The 18,300-nt window shown below is 67.8% G+C and carries 14 protein-coding genes; 4 read left to right on the plus strand and 10 right to left on the minus strand.

Translation table 11 applies throughout. The features are described from left to right. Together ACM14_RS25065 and ACM14_RS25070 are read left to right on the plus strand one after the other, a co-directional pair. Positions 1-438 (plus strand): DUF1800 family protein (locus ACM14_RS25065; protein WP_139093494.1); only part of this gene is annotated, 438 nt, incomplete at its 5' end. A 5-nt stretch (positions 439-443) separates the two neighbouring features. After that, on the plus strand, positions 444-1,667 hold the full coding sequence (locus ACM14_RS25070) for a DUF1501 domain-containing protein (RefSeq protein ID WP_065347683.1): 1,224 nt from the start codon (positions 444-446) through the stop codon (positions 1,665-1,667). A gap of 109 nt (positions 1,668-1,776) precedes the next feature. On the opposite strand, the gene ACM14_RS25075 is transcribed toward ACM14_RS25070, so the two are convergent. The 3 genes from ACM14_RS25075 to ACM14_RS25085 all read right to left on the minus strand — a co-directional run bounded on the left by ACM14_RS25075 (position 1,777) and on the right by ACM14_RS25085 (position 3,563). Beyond that, positions 1,777-2,106 carry a hypothetical protein gene (locus tag ACM14_RS25075; RefSeq protein ID WP_065347667.1) on the minus strand — a complete coding sequence of 110 codons (330 nt, stop codon included), beginning with the start codon at positions 2,104-2,106 and terminating at the stop codon, positions 1,777-1,779. A 117-nt stretch (positions 2,107-2,223) separates the two neighbouring features. Then, a complete protein-coding gene (locus tag ACM14_RS25080) occupies positions 2,224-3,198 on the minus strand; it encodes a hypothetical protein (protein ID WP_065347684.1) in 975 nt (324 codons plus the stop codon). Positions 3,199-3,236: 38 nt separating this feature from the next. After that, complete coding sequence (locus ACM14_RS25085; RefSeq protein ID WP_225971107.1) at positions 3,237-3,563, minus strand: hypothetical protein; 327 nt, start codon at positions 3,561-3,563, stop codon at positions 3,237-3,239. Between the two features lie 100 nt (positions 3,564-3,663). Here ACM14_RS25085 and ACM14_RS25090 point away from each other — a divergent pair, with 100 nt between their 5' ends. Together ACM14_RS25090 and ACM14_RS25095 are read left to right on the plus strand one after the other, a co-directional pair. Then, positions 3,664-4,809 carry a hypothetical protein gene (locus ACM14_RS25090; RefSeq protein WP_065347668.1) on the plus strand — a complete coding sequence of 382 codons (1,146 nt, stop codon included), beginning with the start codon at positions 3,664-3,666 and terminating at the stop codon, positions 4,807-4,809. A gap of 20 nt (positions 4,810-4,829) precedes the next feature. Then, entirely contained in the window at positions 4,830-5,657 is an 828-nt protein-coding gene (locus ACM14_RS25095) for an oxaloacetate decarboxylase (protein ID WP_065347669.1), read from the plus strand. Positions 5,658-5,833: 176 nt separating this feature from the next. On the opposite strand, the gene ACM14_RS25100 is transcribed toward ACM14_RS25095, so the two are convergent. From ACM14_RS25100 to ACM14_RS25130, 7 genes are all read right to left on the minus strand, one after another. Then, positions 5,834-7,984 (minus strand): bifunctional diguanylate cyclase/phosphodiesterase, encoded by a 2,151-nt coding sequence (locus ACM14_RS25100; RefSeq protein WP_175403309.1) that lies wholly within the window; start codon positions 7,982-7,984, stop codon positions 5,834-5,836. Positions 7,985-8,647: 663 nt separating this feature from the next. Further along, positions 8,648-8,953: a hypothetical protein gene (locus tag ACM14_RS25105; protein WP_065347670.1), complete on the minus strand. Its 306-nt coding sequence runs from the start codon at positions 8,951-8,953 to the stop codon at positions 8,648-8,650. Beyond that, positions 8,950-10,614 carry an SWIM zinc finger family protein gene (locus ACM14_RS25110; RefSeq protein WP_065347671.1) on the minus strand — a complete coding sequence of 555 codons (1,665 nt, stop codon included), beginning with the start codon at positions 10,612-10,614 and terminating at the stop codon, positions 8,950-8,952. The genes ACM14_RS25105 and ACM14_RS25110 overlap by 4 nt, the downstream gene beginning before the upstream one ends. Next, positions 10,611-11,804, minus strand: a complete 1,194-nt coding sequence (locus tag ACM14_RS25115; RefSeq protein WP_065347672.1) for a VWA domain-containing protein — start codon at positions 11,802-11,804, stop codon at positions 10,611-10,613. Before ACM14_RS25115 ends, ACM14_RS25110 begins: the two co-directional genes overlap by 4 nt. A 32-nt stretch (positions 11,805-11,836) precedes the next feature. Then, positions 11,837-14,239, minus strand: coding sequence for a DUF5682 family protein (locus ACM14_RS25120; RefSeq protein WP_065347686.1), 2,403 nt, complete (start codon positions 14,237-14,239; stop codon positions 11,837-11,839). After that, positions 14,229-15,353, minus strand: a complete 1,125-nt coding sequence (locus ACM14_RS25125; RefSeq protein ID WP_065347673.1) for an AAA family ATPase — start codon at positions 15,351-15,353, stop codon at positions 14,229-14,231. The genes ACM14_RS25120 and ACM14_RS25125 overlap by 11 nt, the downstream gene beginning before the upstream one ends. Next, complete coding sequence (locus ACM14_RS25130) at positions 15,353-18,280, minus strand: DUF4132 domain-containing protein (protein WP_065347674.1); 2,928 nt, start codon at positions 18,278-18,280, stop codon at positions 15,353-15,355. Before ACM14_RS25130 ends, ACM14_RS25125 begins: the two co-directional genes overlap by 1 nt. Between the last annotated feature and the right edge of the window lie 20 nt (positions 18,281-18,300).

An 18,300-nucleotide genomic window follows, 5' to 3' on the forward strand; every position in this document is an offset into this window, starting at 1 on the left:
GGCGGGGACCTGCCAGCCGTCTACCGCGCGCTGATCGATTCGCCAGAACCCTGGGCCGCGCCAGCCACGAAGTTCAAGACGCCCTGGGAATGGGCCGTCTCTTCCATGCGCGCACTGGGCCGGCGCGAGTTGAAAGGTGCTCAGGCCGCTGGCCTGCTCAACCAGCTCGGCCAGCCGGTGTGGCGCCCCGGTTCGCCGGCCGGCTACGACGACATCGCCGCCAGCTGGGCTGCGCCCGATGCGCTGGTGCGCCGTGTCGAGCTGGCGCAGCGGCTCGCAGCCCAGGCCGGCAACAGCGTCGATGCGCGCGCGCTGGCACCCCGATTGCTGCCCGGCGATGCACTGGGCGCGGGCACGGCCGAGGCCATTGCCCGATCCGAAAGCGGCAGCGGCGCACTCGCGCTGCTGCTGGTCTCGCCCGACTTCCTGCGCAGGTGAACACCATGACCACGATCCATACGACCGCCACGAACATCGCGACCAGCACGACGGCCAGGCGCAATCGCCGACATTTCCTGGGCCTGCTGGCCGCAGGCACCGGGCTGGCACTGGCCGCGCCCCACCTGGCGCTGGCGCGTGCAGCCACCGAGCGCCGCTTCGTGTTCATCATCCAGCGCGGAGCGGCCGACGGGCTGGAGACCCTGATTCCCTATGCCGACCCCGGCTACGCCCGGCTGCGCGGCGCCATCGCCGTGGACACGGCTGCGGCCACGCGGCTGGACGGCATGTTCGCGCTGCATCCCTCATTGGCCGAGACCGGCAGGCTCTACGCCCGGGGCCAGGCGCTGTTCGTGCACGCGGTCGCATCGCCCTACAGTGACCGCTCTCATTTCGACGGCCAGAACGTGCTGGAAACCGGAGGCAGCGCGCCCTACCAGGTCAAGGACGGCTGGCTCAACCGCCTGGTCGCCCAGTTGCCGCACCGGGAAGAGGCCATTGCCTTCGCGCCCACCGTGCCCATGGCGCTGCGCGGGCCGGCGCAAGTGGCCTCCTACGCGCCTTCCTCCCTGCCCCAGGCCAGTGACGACCTGCTGCTTCGCGTGGCCAGGCTCTACGAGGGAGATGCGCAGCTGCATGCTCTCTGGACTTCCGCCATGGACACGCGCGGCGTGGCCATGGACAGTGGCAACAACCGGCCGCGCCTGGATGGCGCCAGCCTGGGCAAGCTGGCAGCCGGCTTTCTTGCCCGCCAGGACGGGCCGCGCATCGCCATGATCGAAACCGGCGGCTGGGACACGCACAGTGCACAAAACAACCGGCTGGCAGCCCAGCTCAAGAACCTCGATGCACTGATTGCGGCGCTGCATGACGGCCTCGGCGATGCCTGGTCGCAGACCGTGGTGCTGGTGGCCACCGAGTTCGGCCGCACGGCTGCCGCCAACGGCACCGGCGGCACCGACCACGGAACAGGCGCCGTCGCCATGCTGATGGGCGGCGCGGTTCAGGGCGGCCGCGTGCTGGCCGACTGGCCTGGCCTGCAGCCCGGCCAGCTATTGGAGAACCGGGACCTGAAACCGACCACCAGCGTCGATGCGCTGATTGCCTCGGCAGCCGGCGAATGCTTCGGCATCGACCCGCAGCGGCTGGCGCGCAACCTGTTCCCCCAAGGCCATGCCCTGCCAGGCGGTGCCCCGGCACGGTCGCTGCCGCCATTGCTGAGAGCCTGAACGCGGGCCGCACGCCAACATGAAAAGGGCCGGCGCCTCAAGGCGGCCGGCCCTTGTGTCATGTGCGCAAGATCTGGCGAGATCTGACCGGTGGCCGCGCAGTGCCTGCTCAGTGGCCGATCTCACGGCTGACCTGGTTCTCCTGCTGGTTCAGCACATGCTGCTCGCTGCGCGTGATATGACCGCCGTTCTGGCTGGCCATGAGGCGTTCTTCCTGGCGGATCCTGTGGTCCTGCTGGTGCAGCGCAGCCGCCTGGCCATGGCTGATCTCGCCCTTGCGCACTTCGTTGTGGATGCGCCGATCCTGGTTGGCCAGGCGGCCGTTGACCTCGGCACGGCGCGGATGGGTCTGGTCCCAGGTGGCGGCGGATGCGGCACTGCCGAGGCCGGCCAACGAAGCAGTGGCAATGACGAGCATGAAGGCTTTGCGCAGGGACATGGTGTTTCTCCTTGAAAGGATGTGGACGGACGTTGCTTGCAGAAAGCCGATGCCGGCTTGCCACATCACTTCAACGCACGGCCAAGGCCAATCCGTCGCGGCGCTTGTGCGGGGCTGCTATGCCTCGGCCTCCGCATCCCCGGCATCCCCCTCGGGCCCTACCCACCAGGCCCAGCTTTCTTCCTCGTCGGGCACGGGCAGTTCGCGGGTCTGCACTGCGTCGATACGGCGCCCGGCGCCACCGGCTTGCCATGCGTTGAGCAAGGCATCGACGGCGGCGCGGTCCACTGCGGCGATGCCCAGGTTGCGATCGGTCTGCCAGGACGGTTCGCCCTCGGGTGGCGAAGCTGCCTCGGCATGCTGGTGGGGCGTGCCGTAGCTGCAGCGCATGCAGTAGTGGCGGATGCTGGCCGTCCAGTCCTCGGCATAGCCGATGCCCGGGGCTTGGGCACCCAGCAATTCCTGCAAGTCCTGCGCATTGGCGCAGGTGATGAAGACCACGAAGGTCTGGAATGCCGAGGGCTCCAGCCGCTGCAGCTCGTTGAAGACCGGCACTTCGCGCTGGCCGTTGAACCGCTGGCCGGTGGAGGCGCCGTCGTGCAGCACGATGTCGCCGAAACGATGGCCGCTTTCGGGCAGCGGCACGTTGAGCAACTGGGCGCGCACGGGGTCGATGCGGCGCATGAACACGGTCTCGCCGCCCTGCCAGGGGTGCAGGCGCACCACGGCCACGCCGTAGTCACCCTCGATGGGGCCCTGCTCGCCGGTCACCTGGATGCCGCAGGCCTTCCACAGCCTGCGCGACGTGGTCCAGTCGGACAGCGCCGTGGCCGCGATGGCGCCATTCCAGAGGCTGGCTTCATCGTCTTCGCCCGCCAGTGCAATGGCGCGCAGGTTGTGCTCCAGCGATGGCTGCCAATCGCGCTGGTACTTGCGCGCCAGGCCCAGCATGTAGTGGTAGTGGCGGTTGTCCGGCATGTGGGCTGCCAGCGCCTCGAAGGCCTGGGCGGCCTCGGCCAGCGCGCCGCATTCCATGTCGGCATAGGCCTGATCGTGCAGGGCTTCGAATTCGTCGGATGTGGAGGAGGTCACGGTGCTGCGGTGGGGCAATGCTGGACAGTGCCAGGCGGCTATCGCACGCCGGGCGACGAGCTGCCCATGTCGACTTTCAGGTCCGGGAAGGAACTGACCATCTGGACCTTGAAGTCGGGGAAGGAGGTGACGATCTTCCACTCCCCGCAACTGTCTGCAAAGGAGTCCACCACCTTGACCTTGAGGTCCGGGAAAGAGCTGGTGGCCTGGACCTTGATGTCGGGAAAGGAGTGCACGATCTGGACCTTGCCGTAGAGGCGGATGCCTTTGTAGGTGCAGTTTTTCTTGTCGAAGTCTGCGGCGTGAACGAAGGCCGGCAGTGCGAGACAGGCGAGGACAAGGCTGAAACGCGGCAGAAGTGGCATATGCGACAAGGGAGTGGGTCTTGAGAAACAAGCCAGGCCATGGCTTGCGGCCGCCCGCATACTAGCAGGCCGACCCACCCCTGCGAATGACGTCCCGCACATGCCGTCCATCCGTCCTCTGCGCTCCCTGCTTTTACTGTTTCTGGCGATCTCGGTCGAGGCACTGGCGCAAGCGCCAGCTCCCGAACCTGTCACCGCCGATGCTTCCGTTTGCAGGCACCGGGCCGACATCGCCTGCCTGCAATCCTTCAACCTGCCGGGCGATGCGGGGCGCATGCGCTACTACGCATCGCAGGCGCCGGGGGCCAGCAACGGCGCAATGCCCCGGTCCGCGCTGGTGGTGATGCACGGGCATCCGCGCGATGCCAACCGCAGCTTCGAGGCCGGCCTGCGGGCCGCCGAAGGCGCGCAGCGGCTGCAGGACACCCTGGTCATCGCCCCGCTGTACCAGGTGCCCGAGGACCAGGCTGCGCATTGCCACAGCCGTGGCGTGCCCGCAGCCGGGAGCGCAGACGCGGTATGGACCTGCGCGGGCTGGCTGGCCGGCGAGCCCTCGCTGGGGCCGCATCCGATAGGTTCTTTCGCCGCGCTGGATGCGCTGGTGGCCGAGCTCGTGCAGCGCTGGCCCGGCCTGCGCAGCGTGACCCTGGCGGGGTTTTCGGCAGGGGCGCAGATGCTGCAGCACAGCGTGGCCTTTGCTGCCGATGCGCCGGGCACAGTCACCTTGCGCTACGTGATCGCCGACCCGGGCACCTGGCTGTATTTCGATCCCGTGCGGCCACAGCCGCAGATGGCCGGCCAGAGCACCGACTGGGCAGCCTGCGGCACAGGCGCGGCGTTTCCGGGGGCGTGCAGCTTTGTCTTCCAGGTGCCGCCCGCCGCCAGCGCCTGCCCGGGCCATGACCGCTGGAAGTACGGTCTGCAGGAACTGCCCGGCCACCTGGGGCGCGATGCGGCTGCCGCACGGGCCAGCTATGCGGCCGCGCAGATCGACTACCTGGAAGGCGCCCTGGACAGCAGCGCGGACAAGGGCGCGTTCTATCCCATCCTCGACAAGTCCTGCGCCGCCATGCTGCAAGGCCCGTTCCGGCTGCAGCGAGGCCACGCCTTCGCGGCCTACGAGCGCGAGCTGCTGGCGCCGAAGCGGCCACGCCGCTTCGTCGTGGTGCCGGACTGCGCCCATGATGTGGCTTGCGTGCTGCCGTCCCTGGCCGCGCGGCCCCTGCTGTTTCCACCAGCGCCCTGACCCCGCAACGGAGTGCCCCCATGACCCCCACCACCGAACAAAAGCGCGCCACCTTCCACGCCCTGCACCACCAGGGCTGCTTTGTGCTGCCCAACCCCTGGGATGCGGGCAGCGCCCGCATGCTGCAGGGCCTGGGCTTCAAGGCGCTGGCCAGCACCAGCTCGGGCCATGCCTGGTCGCTGGGCCAGCCCGATGGCGCCATCTCCCGCGAGATGACGCTGGAGCATCTGCGCAGCCTGGTCGCGGCCACCGATCTGCCCGTGAATGCGGACTTTGAAAGCGGCTTCGGCCTGGGCCCGCAGGAGGTTGCCGAAAGCGTGCGCATGGCCGTGGACACCGGCGTGGCGGGCCTGTCCATCGAAGACTCGTCGGGCGATGCAGCCAACCCCTTGCGCAGCATCGAAGAAGCCGTGGCCCGGCTGCGCGCCGCCCGTGCCGCCATCGACGAGGCCGGTGGCGGCACCTTGCTGGTCGGGCGTGCGGAGAATTTCTTCGTGGGCCGGCCCGATCTGGACGACACCATTGCCCGGCTCAAGGCCTATGCCGAGGCCGGCGCGGACTGCCTGTACGCACCCGGCATCCGCAGCGCCGAGCAGATCCGTGCCGTGGTGGCGGCCGTGGCGCCCAAGCCGGTGAATCTGCTGATCGGAGGGGCCAGCGAATGGAGCCTGCAGGATGCCGAGGCCCTGGGCGTGCGCCGCATCAGCGTGGGCGGCGCACTGGCGCGCGCAGCCTGGGGCGGCTTTCTGCATGCGGCGCGCTCCATTGCCGAGACGGGGCGCTTCGACGCGTTCGCCCAGGCCACGCCGGGCGCCGAACTCAATGGCTTTTTTCAGGCTCATCGCTGAACCCCGCAAGAGTATTCGAGCACTTGAACAGCCTGATTGCTGATGCGTGATTCAACGTCCCGCCAGTGCCTTGCAATCAAGAAGAACAATTGCATCGCATTGGCTGCCAATCAGAAATACAAGAGAGATGAGCGGAAGATGGACTTTTCAGAAACATGCCGATTCCAGCCCGATTTTCAGTTTTGCAACTGATCTCCCAGAACCGATGTGGAAAAATCAGCGGCTCCAGTGGGTTTTGGGCCTGCAACCCATGCCTCCAATGCGTCGGCTGACATCGGGCGGGCTATGTAATATCCCTGAAGTTCATCGCAGTCCATGCTCAGCAGTATGTCGTACTGGCCCTGGGTTTCAACACCCTCGGCAACGACCCGCAACCCGAGTTCATGGGCGAGCTGAATTACGGCGCTGACAATAACCCGAGCATCAATGCTGCTCTCGATGTCGGCGATGAAACTGCGATCGATCTTGAGCTGGCTTGCGGGTAGTTGGCGCAGATGGCTCAGGCTGGAATAGCCGGTACCAAAGTCGTCGATGGATAAAAAGACCCCGATTTCCGCCAACGAGTTGAACGTCCGCTGAATACTCTTAAGATTCTCCATCGCTACGGACTCGGTAATCTCGCAAAGCAGCTGTGAAGAGTCGAGAGAGCTGAGGGACAGTGCCGCTTCGATCCGTTGGGCCAGATCGGATTCGTGCAGTTGGTACACGGACAGGTTGATGGCCACCCGCATGCGCATCCCCATTTTGGCCCAGGCGCCCATCTGGCGACACGCCTCGTCGATGACCCAGTTGCCCAGACTGTTGATGAGACAAAACCGCTCGGCGATGGGAATGAACAGCCCCGGACCCAGCAGCCCGCGCTCAGGATGGTTCCATCGCAGCAGAGCCTCCACACCACGAATCTTTTGCAGTCTGCCGTCGACCTTGGGTTGATAGTGCAACTCGAATTGCCCACCGCCTTCGAGGGCTGCCCGCAGATCACTTTGCAGGTTGAGTTGTTCCTGCGCCCCTTCGTCCATATGCGCTTCATAAAGTGCATAGTTGCCGCCCCCGGCGCGCTTGGCCGTGTACATCGCGGCGTCCGCATGCAGCAGCAGCTTGTCGCCGTCACCATGGTCAGGGTGGACGGCAATGCCCACCGAGCCCGAAAGGGCAACACGCCGCCCGGCCACCTCCAGTGGCGCATTCAGCACGGAGATGAGTCTGCGTGCAAGGCTGATGCAGTCTGCGGCGTTACCCACATCCTCCATCAGCAGGACGAACTCATCGCCCCCGATCCGGGCCACCGTGTCCGCGTCGCGGGCAGCGGCGCGCAGCCTTTTGGAGGCCTCCTTCAACACCAAGTCACCCATCGCGTGCCCCATTGAGTCATTGATGGGTTTGAACCCGTCAAGGTCCAGGAACAGCACGGCCACCTTGCCGGCGCCGTGCCCCGAAGCCCGTTCCATGGCGCGTATGTGTCGCTGCAGTGCCTGGGCCAGGCGATCCTCGAACAGCAGGCGATTCGGCAAACCGGTCAGTGGATCGTGAAAGGCACGGCGGCGCAACTCCTCGTTGGCCGATTCCAGTTCCACTTCCGCCACAACCAGCGAGCTGCGCAGCCGCGCATCCATCCAGGAGGTGGCCAGCGTCATCGCCTGCAGCGCAAGCGAAAAAACCAGCACTATCGTGCCAAGCTGTATTCCACTCAGCGCATCAGCGCTCAGGCAGACCGAGCCTTCGGGAAAGCTGGCCGCCGCCATGCCGGTGTAATGCATGCCGCACACGGCAATCCCCATGGCCAGCGCGGCCAGTGGCTGGAAAATCGCGGTGAAGCGTTCTGCAAGTGTGCGCAGCCAGGAGAAGATCAGCAATGCTGCGGTTGAAGCACACACAGCGATCACTGCAGAGGCTGTCACCCAACGCCAGTCCCACACGATGCCAGGCGACATGTCCAGTGCGGCCATGCCTATGTAGTGCATGGCGCAGATGCCCAATCCCATTGCGAGCGAACCACCTACCAGGTTTCTCCAAGTCAGCACGCCATGACTGGCTACATAGAAGGCGATGGCCGAGACGACGACACCAGCGCTCCAGGATGCCACGGTCAGCCCCACCGTATAGCCGAGCGCAATGGGCAGGGAAAAGGCAAGCATTCCCACAAAATGCATGCACCAGATACCTGTGCCCATGGCCAAGGAGCCCCCCACCCACCACCCCCTGACCAAACCGTATTCGTAAGAGCGAATCCGCTTGGCCAGGTCAAGTGCGACATAAGACGCAAAGCTGGCAATCAATAGCGATGCGAAAACAACCAACGGTGAATAACTGGATGGTAGGAATTTCATAGGTGTGCACACTCATGCCTAAATATCCATGATTTTCAAATCATATTGCCGCTCAAAAAATCATTCATATTGAAATCAATGCACAGGCTGCTGCTGATCTAAAAATGAAAATCAGTGTTGGATGGAATATCAACAGAGCACCAGCGGGAAATTTCCAACGAAAATATTAGATCAGCAAGATCTAACTTTTTATTACAGCTTTGTTATAAATTGTGAATTCAAAAATTTTATTTTTCTTATCATAATTTTTTCCATCATCAAAGTTTGCGCACCATAAAGCCATCGAGCGAATATGGTTACCTATTACTTTCGCACGCTTTCCTACTAAAAATCAAATCACTTCCCATAATCCATGCAATATATTCAGTCACCTTCAGAGTTAAGCAGGAATATATAAATGGCATATATCAAGCCAAAACATCATAATAAAATTACCAAAACAACCATGTCAGATATTCCGGCATCAAAATATTGCAGCGCATTGATCATACAAACATGCAATCAATACCGATGATATTCATGAAGCCTGACCACTAGATATCTGTATTCTGAATATTTAATTGGCGCCCCATTCTTCACAGAATTGAGTAAGCGAGGAAAATGGCCATGGCAAATGGCAAAACTCGCCCCGGCCACGCCGGGCGCCGAGCTCAATGGCTTTTTTCAGGGAACGGACTGAAAGACGACAGACTCCAGCCGCTGCGCGGTCATGACCCATACCGCGATGTCGAGCAAGGCGGCGGCACGCTGCGCAGGCGGCAGTTGCGGGTCCAGCACGTCGTCCATCTGCCGTGCCAGGGCGGCCCAGCCCAGCAGCGCCGCCTGATCGGCCCAGGCCCGGCCTGCGGCCAGCAGCGGTGCGCCGGCACCCGTCAGGCCTGCGGCCTGCATATCGGCCAGCCAGACCTGGCCCTGTGCCAGCCAATGGCGCAGCGGCGCCTCGGCGTTTTCGTTCGTTGCCGTGCTCATAGCTGTTTCTCCACGCTGCCCTGTGCAAGCGGCGGCGGCCAGGCCGTGCTGAGATGGTGCCAGTGCGCGCTGTCCTGCCAGCGCACGGAAGCCACGGCAATCTGCAGCTGCCCTGCCACGAATTCCACGCGGCCAAAGACTTCCTGCAGCACGCGGCCGCGCGCCAGCTCTCTGCGCAATGCCTCACCCGCCCTGCCCTGCATGCCGTGCAGATCGCCCACCAGGGACAGGGAAGGCCCGGGCACCGGCGACTGCAATGCAATCGTCCAGCGCTGCAGCAGCTCGTCCCGCTGCGCCAGGTCGCTGCCGGCCACCTGCAGCCGTGCCCAAAGGGGCGGCTGCTGACGCCAGGGGTCGGCATGCAGCTCCTGCAGATGGCGCTGCAGCAGGACCTGGGGGTCGTCGGCCACCGGCAGAGGGCCGGTCGCCTGGGCCGGTGCCAGCCGCGTGGCGTCGCGCGCCGACAGGCGGCCATCGTCGCTGGCCCAGCCGTCCAGCAGCACATGGGGGCCTTGCAACAGTTGCCTGGCGGTGAGGCCGCCCAGGGTTTCCGAGTCCAGCGCCCCGGCCGGTTCCCACTCCGGGTCGAAGCCTTCGGCGCGCGATGCGGACCAAGTCAGATACCGACCGCTGGCCGCGTCCTGCAAATGCACGGAAAACCCGCGCTGCCCGCCGCGCGCATGCCATAGCTCGGCTGCCACGGCGTGCAGGCAAAGGCCTTGCACGCGCCGGTAGCTGCGCCTGTGCACGCCCGCCAGTTCGCTCAAGGGCCGTGGCATGGGCTGTTGCGCCAGGCCGCGCAGCAGCATCCACAGCGCGGCCAGCAAGGGCGCCACGCGTTCGGCCGCACCGGCACGCCCTGCGCGCTCGTCACGCAAGGCGCGTACCAGCAGGTTGAGCACGCTGGCAGGGCGCGGCAGGTCAGCCTGGCGCAGTTCGGTGGCCAGCGCTTCGCCCTGGTCCAGAAAGGCCGGGCTCATGCCTGCACGGCCCTGCAGCACCCAGCCGGTCAGCCATTGGCGCGCCTGGGCCAGCCGCTGCAGTGCGCCGGCTTCCAGCGCATGCGCCGGCAGCTCCGGCATGGGTGCGCCCGCCAGGCGCCGGGCCTGCAATGCCACCAGGGCGCGGTGGGCGCAGGCCGCTGCCTTGCAGCTGCAACTGGCCGCCGCCAGGCCACCGGCACGCGGCAGGCGCACGGTGACTTCGTCGGGGTTGGACAGTTCGCCGATCAGGGTGGCCGGGGCCTCTTCCAGCACCGCCTCAAAGCCCTGGGCCATCCAGCGCAGGGCCTTGCGCTGGGCGGCCATTCCAAAGGCCTGGGCCACGGCGCCGGCATCGCCTTCGAGCCACGGGGCTGCAGGCGCCTGGGCCATGCCATCGGCCGGGGTCTCGTGGGCCAGCCGCGCCCGCAGGCCCAGCAGCAAGGCGCACAGATGGTGGCAGGGTCCAAAGGCGGGGCAGCTGCATTGCAGCGTGGCAAAGCCCGCGCCGGCCAGGGTCTGGACATGGCCTTCGATGCCGGCGCGGGCCTGGTTGGCCGCCAGTTCCCACTGCCCTGCATCCACCGCCGCCAGGGCCTTGGCCCCGCGCTTGAGCAGGCCCTTGTTGGCCCAGTCGGCAATGGCGTCATCGTCCAGGGTGCGCAGCCATTCCTGCATCATGAGGATCGCCCTCCCTGCATGGCCCGGGCCAGCCAATCCACCAGATGGTCAGGCGTCATGGCGCCGACCTGGGCGCCGCGCGCCACCAGTTGCGCGGCGAGGTCGCGGTCATAGTCGGGGTGGGCGCGGCGGTCCAGCGCAGCCAGCACCAGCACGCGGGCACCACTGGCAACCAGCCGCTCGGTCTCGGCGATGACGCGGGCCTCGTCATGGCCTTCGTACAGGTCGGTGATCAGCACGATCACGCTGCGGCGCGGCGCGGCAAGCTGCCCGGCCACATGCGCCAGTGCCGCGCCGATGTTGGTGCCCCCGCCCAGTTGCGCGCCCAGCAGCAGCTCTTCGGGCGCATGCAGCTGGCCGGTGACATCGGCCACCGCATCGGAGAACAGCAGCACATGGGTGCGCAGGGCGCGCACGCGCGCAAAGATGCTGCCCATGACGGCGCTGTGGATGACGGATTCATGCATGGATCCGCTCTGGTCCACCACCAGCCACAGGTCCCAGGTCAGGCGCTGTGCTTCGTTCTCCCTGAAGAACAAGCGCTCCAGCACCAGCACCTGCTCCTCGCTCTGGTAGTGGCGCAGGTTGTGGCGCAGGGTGCGCGGCCAGTCCAGATCGCTCATCTGCCCCTGGCCCCGGCTACTGCGGCGCCTGCGCCGCCGCCCCAGGGCTGAGTGCACGCGCGAGGACAGCCGCGCCTGCAGATCGGCCACCACGCGCGCCACCAGCCGGCGGGCCTCGGCCAGCACCTCGGGGGGCAGGCTGGTGCGCACCGCCATCAAGGCGGCCACCAGTTCGATGCTGGGCGTCGCCTCGGCCAGGACCTGGGGATCACTGAGCAGGCCATGGAGCCCATAGCGCGACAGCGCATCGCGCTGCAGCGCTTCCACGGCGCTGCGCGGGAACAGATCGCGCACCTCGCCCAGCCAGTGCACGGCCTGCGGCTCCGGCACGCCGCTGCCGCCCTGGCGCGCGGACAGCCCGCCTGTGCCCTGCCAGGCGTCGGTGCCTGCACCGTCGGGCTGCTCGCGCAGGCGGTGCTCGCGCTGGTAGAGATAGTCCAGTGCCGCGTCACGGCGCGCATCGGCGGCATCGAGCGGCTGCGCCGCAGCCAGGGGCTGGGCGGCCTCGGGCCCGAGGATGAGGCGCCAGCGCCGCAGGGTGGCGGCATCGATTGCCTGTTCCTGCATTGGCGGCTCGTGCATTGGCGGATCTTCCCGGCTCATGACAGTCCCCAGGGTTGCAGCAGCCGGCCCACCTGGGCCGCCAAGGCGCGGCTGTGCGCCAGGACCTCGTCCGATGGCAGGTGCACGCAGGCCAGTGTGGTTGCGCCGGGTGGCGGGGCCGCGCCCGACAGACCCGCCAGCCGCCCGGCCAGCTGCCGCAGTTCGGCACGGGTCAGCTGGGCAAAGGCCAGCCGCAAGGCGGGCAGGCCGGCCAGGAAGGCGTCTTCCGGCCAGTGCGCAATGCCGTCACTGAGCAGGCGCAGCAGCGGCGGATGGCTGAGCAGCCAGCCCTTGGCCACGCGCACAAAGCCCTGCAGGTATTCGCCCATGGCGGCGCCATCGACCTGCGCCAGGCCCAGCATGGCGCGCAGGGCGGCATCGGTCTGCGCAATCTGCCAGCGGCCGGCCATGCTCAGGATGCCGGCGGTGGCGCCGCGCACGCGCGCAGGCGTGCTGTCGGCGCCTGCCTCATGCAAGGCGGCACAGGCATCGTGGAACAGGCCGGCGTCGGCCCAGGGCGCGTGGCGGCAGACCATGCCGTGCAGATCGGCCAGGGCATCCAGGGCCTGTGACTGCTGGGATGCATCGCCCTCGCCCAGCCAGGGCAGGCGCAGGCAGGCCTGCGCAAAGCAGCGCCGCAGCAGCGGCAGCAGGCGCGCCAGGCCCACACCGCCCAGCGCATGGCGGGCCTCGTAGGCCAGGGCCAGGCAGCCCGTGGCGCGGGCCAGGGCCAGCGCGTCGTGGCTGCGCTCCATCCAGGCCTGCACGGTGTCCAGCACCTGCTGGGCGATGCCGTCCAGCCCCATGACCAGCGCCTCCAGCACGCGCTGCGCGGGCTCAGTGTGGGCCGTCTGCGCCAGGCGCTCGCGCACCAGGTGCACCGCGGCTTCCTCCAGGCTGGAGCCGTGGCACATGGCCTCGGTCAGGGCCACCGTGGTCTCGACCTGCCAGCCCAGCGTCCAGACCTCGCGCACACGCGCCAGGCCCGTGCCCGCCACGAAATCCGGCCCGGCCAGGCGCTGCGCATAGGGCACGCCCAGGTAGCACAGGCGGTGCAGCCCCTGCGACAGCCGGCGGTGGCGCGCGCTGCGGTAGATGTCCAGCTCCTTGCGCACGGGTGCGGCGGGCCGCACGGGCAGGCGGTGGCGCAGGCAGAAGGCCTGCACATCGACCAGCAGCGGGGCGGCCGGCGCGTTGGGTGGCAGCTGGCCGTAGTCGTCGGCGTCCAGCAGCCATTGACCAGTCTGCTGCCCGGTCTGCTGCACCATAGGCTGCGGTCGCAGGGCCTGGGCATGCTCCTTGAACACGGCGCTGTCCAGCGCTTCCAGCAGCTCGGCCCGGCCGCCGCGGCAGGCGCGCAAGGCGGCAAGGCCATGGGCCAGGCGCACGGCCTCTGCCGCGTCAGGCAGGCTGGCGGGCATGCCCCGGGCGCGCAGGCTGTTCACGGTGCGTGCCGCCATCTCGGGCCAGGCCTGGGCATCGGGTTGCGAAGCGCCCTGCTCCAGCGCCTGCCAAACGCCCTGGTAGTAGCCAGGCATGGGCATGCCGGCCGCGTAGCCGCTGGCGCGCTCCAGCCGCTGCAGCGTGTAGGCAATGAGGTGCACGCCCACATCGATGGCGGGCCTGGCGTCCGCAGGCCGGGCGGGGGCCGAGAGGCCGGCAACGATGCCGGGCACATGGAAGCCGCCGCAGACCACCAGGCAGCGCCCGCCTTCGGCCAGGGTCGCGCTGACCTGGGCGGCCATGTGGGCCTCGCGCGCCACGTCCTCGGCATCCATGCCGCTGCCGCCCGCGCCCTGCTCGCGCTCGCGCAGCAGCTGGCTGAAGGCCAGCATGCCGGCAAAGTACGCCTGGGGCGAGGCGTCCTCGTTGCCAGATTCGTAATGCCGGTCCCACCATTCGTCGAAGTCGCGGCAGCCGCTGGCCTGGATGAGGCCGGCCAGCACGTCGGGCGCGCGCCGCGCGGGTTCGTCGGCCAGCAGGGGTTCGGGCGCGCAGGCGAAGTAGTCCAGCTGCGCGGCCTGCGCCAGCCTGTCGGCATAGGGCAGGTCGATGAAGCGCACGGCGCTGCGCAGCCGCGCCGCCTCGCGCAGGGCCACCCATTCGGGCGAGAAGGCGGCAAAGGGCACGTAGCAACGGCAGCGCCAGTCTTGCTCGGCCGCGCCGGGCCCGGCCATGGCCGCATGCAGGTAGGCGGCCAGCGGGGGACGCGCCTGGGCGTGCTGCAGCGCGGGCAGCAGGGCATCGAGCTCGCCCGGGCCTTCGATCAGCACGTGGGTGGGCTTGAACTCGCGCATCAGCGCGCGCAGGTGGTGGGCGCAGCGCGGGCTGTGGTGGCGCACGGGCACCAGGCGCAGCTGCGGCAGCGGCGCCAGCCACGCGGCAGCGTCAGTGCTCACGGCCGCCTGCGACAAAGTCCTGCCACTGCGGCTGCCCTGCGCGCTGACGTGCCACCACGCGCAGGTATTCGGCGAAACGGCGCCGGTCCTCGTCGTCGTCCTTGATCACCGTGCCCAGCAGGTGGCGCGCCAGGTGGGCGGGTCCCACCTGCTCCTGCCCGAAGTACCAGCACTGGCAGGCGGCGTTGAAGGCCACGTCGATGGCCTCGGCCGTGGACAGCACGGTGCCAGGCCGCTCCACGGCCGTGCCCTCCACGCTGCCGCTGCGCAGCTCCTGGAAGGCCGTGGCCAGCAGGGCCAGCACATCGGGCGCGACGGTGGTGCCGATGCGCTGCTGCGCCAGTGCGCGGCCCACCTCCTGCCCTATCAGCGCGGCCTGCGCGGCCACGCCTTCGAGCGGGTGCATGGTCTCGAAGTTGAAGCGGCGCTTGAGCGCGGCCGACATCTCGTTGACGCCGCGATCGCGCAGGTTGGCCGTGGCAATCACATTGAAGCCCGGCCGTGCCAGCAGCCAGGGCTGCTCGTGCTTGAGTTCGGGAATCTGCAGCAGCCGCTCGGAGAGCACGGGCACCATGCAGTCCTGCACTTCGGTGGAGCAGCGCGTGATTTCCTCGAAGCGCAGCAGCCGCCCTTCCCCCATGGCGCGGTGCAGCGGGCCGGGCACCAGGGCTTCGGGGCCGGGGCCGTCGCGCAGCAGCAGGGCGTAGTTCCAGCCGTAGCGGATCTGCTCTTCCACCACGCCGGCACCGCCCTGCACGGTGAGCTTGCTGTCGCCGCTGATGCCGGCGGCCAGCAGCTCGGACAGCAGGGACTTGGCCGTGCCCGGCTCGCCCACCAGCATCAGGCCGCGCTGGCCGGCCAGGGTGACGATGGCGCGCTCGACCAGGGCATCGTTGCCGTGGATCTTGCGCGCGATGGCCGGCCCGCCGCCGTCAGGTTCCGCACCGCCCAGGATGAAGCGCCGCACGGAGCGCGGGCTCAGGCGCCAGCCGTCGGGGCGCGGGCCCTGGTCGGCGGCCTGCAGGGCCGCGAGTTCCTGGGCGTGGGCCATCTCGGCCGGCAGCCGCTGGGCGGCAGGCTCCGGGGTGGCAGCTGCAATGCGTTTGGTGGCCATCAGTCGCTCTCTTTGGTGCTGGCCGATTTGGCGGCGATGGCCGCGAACTGCGCCATCAGCGTGGCCTGCAGTGCGCGCGGCCACTGCTGCGGCTGCAGCCGGGGCCAGCGGCCATCTTCGCCGCGATGGCTGCTGTCGTAGACCACGGCATGGTTGATGTCCACGCGGTTGTCCAGGTCCATGAACGGCAGGTAGCGCCCGTGGTGGAGTTCGATGTACAGCTGCGGGCCTGCCAGGTCCAGCTTGTGCTCGTAGATGCCGGGGCCGTCCCCCACGGGGCCGGGGCGGTAGTTCCACTTGGCCAGCAGGCCGGACAGCGCGCCCTGGCGTATCTGCAGCGGGCCGGCGGGGTGCAGGGCATGGCTCTTCCACTGCCCGGCTTCGGGCAGTTGTGCGCCTGCGTTCAGCTGGTCGATCAGCGGCTGCAGCTCGTAGTCGGCCAGGCAGGTGCGCCAGGCTTCAACCTCGCCCGCTGCGGCATCGACCGGATGCCAGAGCAGCACCTGCGCGTCGTCTGGCAGTTCCACGGCATCGTCGGTGGCGTCGAGCAGGGAAAAGTCCTCGGCAATGCGAAAGCTGGCGCCCTGCTCCAGCCGCCAGATCAGGCTGCGGCCCACAATGCGCAGCAGGGGATGCAGCAGGAACAATCTGCGCCAGCGCGGGACGGACCAGCGCTGTCCCGTCATGAAGGCGGTACCCAGGCGCGGCACCTGCTGCCTGGCGATGGCCTTGACGCCAGCGGCAACGGTCTTGAATTCGGCCTGGGCCGCATTCCACTGCAGGCGCAGCGATTCGTCCTTGAGCGCAGGCAGGGTCTTGGAGGCCTTGCCCTTGTCGCCCACCACGCGCAGGCTCAGGTCGCCCTGCAGCTGCAGGCGGTAGCGCTGCGGGCCCACCTCCAGCACCAGGCCTTCGCCGCCCAGGCCGAAATCGGGCGTCAGCTCGTCATACAGCTCGATCAGGCTCAGGCCGCGCCGCTGGGCGGCAGCCTTGAGCGCGTCATGCGTGGCTTCAATCACCAGGTCCTTGAGCTTGCGCGAGCTGGACAGGGTCTGGACCTGGAACAGCGCATACAGCGTGTCCAGCGCACCGAGCTGCTCCACGGCGATGATGGCGCGCAGCTTCTTGCTCCAGCCCCAGGCCTTCACGGCGGCCACCAGGGTCTGCACCAAGCGGTCATCGACATGGCCGGTGGCCAGGCGCAGCGCCCAGCGCGCCTTGGGCTCGCCCTCCAGGGCCACCCAGGCATTGACCAGGTGCAGGGACAGCTGGGCGCGGCTTTCGGCCGGCACATGGGCCAGCAACTGCTCCACCAGCGGCGGCAGCTCTTCCTCGGCCGTGGCCACCAGGTGCAGCACGGTGCGGGCCGCATGCTCGGACAGCGGCGCGAACAGCGCCAGGGTCTCGGGCTGGTCGTAGGCCTTGATGCTGCTGGAAAAGCGCTTGAAGCGCGCCACGCGGGCCTCCAGCGCATCGAGTAGGACACGGCCCGCCTCACCCTGCTCCACGGTCAGAGCGCCCGGCACTGGGACGCCCAGGGCCAGCAGCCGGCCCTCGACCATGCTTTCGGAGCCCAGGTCCAGGCCCGTGCGCAGCAGCGCCTGCAGCAGCGGCGCGACCCCGGGGTCGGGGTGGGCCAGCAGGATGTCGCGGCAGGCCAGCTGCATCGCTTTCTCGCGCCGCTGCAGCCAGGCGTTGGACTCGAAGACAGCGCCTACGGCCTGCGCATCCAGTCCCTGCATGAAGCGCGCCACCGCTTCGCGCAGCGCCCGCGAGCTGCTGGCCGCCAGCAGTTCGCCCAGCAGGGGCAGCCGGGCATGCAGCATGGCCGGGTCCAGCTGCGCCAGCAGCGGAGCCAGGCGCACGGTGGGAATCTCGCGCAGATAGTCGGGCTGCTCGGCCAGCATCTGGTCGAGCAGGCCGATGAAGGGCTCAATGCGCGACACCTGCAATATGCAGCGCAGCAGATGGGGCAAAAGCTCCGGGTAGCGTGCCGTCCAGATCTGCCGGGCGACCACCGCATCGAAGTGGTATTTGGGCTGCCATCCTTCGATCCAGGCGACGAAGGGCGCGGCATCCTCCCGCACCAGGCGGTCGAAAATGGGAATGAAGTAATCAACCGGCTCGCGGTCCGCCCTGCCCAGCAGCAGGTTGACCAGCTCCAGCCGCCGCTGGGCATCGGCGCCCAGGTCCCAGCGCAGCGCGATCAGGCCCGGGTCTTCGTTGATGGGCTTGTCGTCGAACCAGTCGGGATGGCGGCGGTAGAAGTCGTACCAGGGCGCGCAGCGCTGCGGGTGCGGAACGTCGCGGTGCCGCTTCATGTAGACATCGCGGATGTCGGCATAGAGCGCACCTCCGCGCTCGGCCAGCTCCATCAGGTCCTGGTCGTCCAGGCTGCCCAGCAGCAGCTTCCAGTCGGCTCTGTCATACCCGCCACCGGACTGGACGTTCAGCTCTGCGGCCCAGTCCAGCAGCTGCATCACCCGTTCACGACTGATGCCCGGGTACCAGAGCCAGCCGAACATGTCCAGGATGCGGATTTCACGGTAGTCGTTGTCGCCGTCCGGCGCAGGTGGACGGGCCAGGCTGGCGCGCGCCATCTGCTCGAACTCGGCCGCAAGCTCGGGGCTGTGGCGTGGAATGTCGCCGTCCAGGCTGCCGTCGATCCTGCGCCCGAAGGGGATGGTCTGCCGCGCGAAGGCCAGCCACAGGTCATGGTCATGGGTCCAGGGCAGATCGAAGTTGCCCAGGACGCGGATGGGGTTGGAATAGTCGTCGAAGGCCTTGCGCGTGAAGGCGCCCACTTCGTCATGCCGGCCCGCGCGCATGCGGCTGGCCAGCACCTGGACCAGTTCGGCGGGTGGCAGCGAGGCGCTCAGTTCCTCCAAGGTGGCCTGGTCGGTGTGTTCTAGGGTCGAAGAGGTCATGGATTCAGGGGTTCTGGAGG

This window comes from Delftia sp. JD2, from assembly GCF_001682645.1.
Classification (GTDB): domain Bacteria; phylum Pseudomonadota; class Gammaproteobacteria; order Burkholderiales; family Burkholderiaceae_C; genus Comamonas; species Comamonas acidovorans.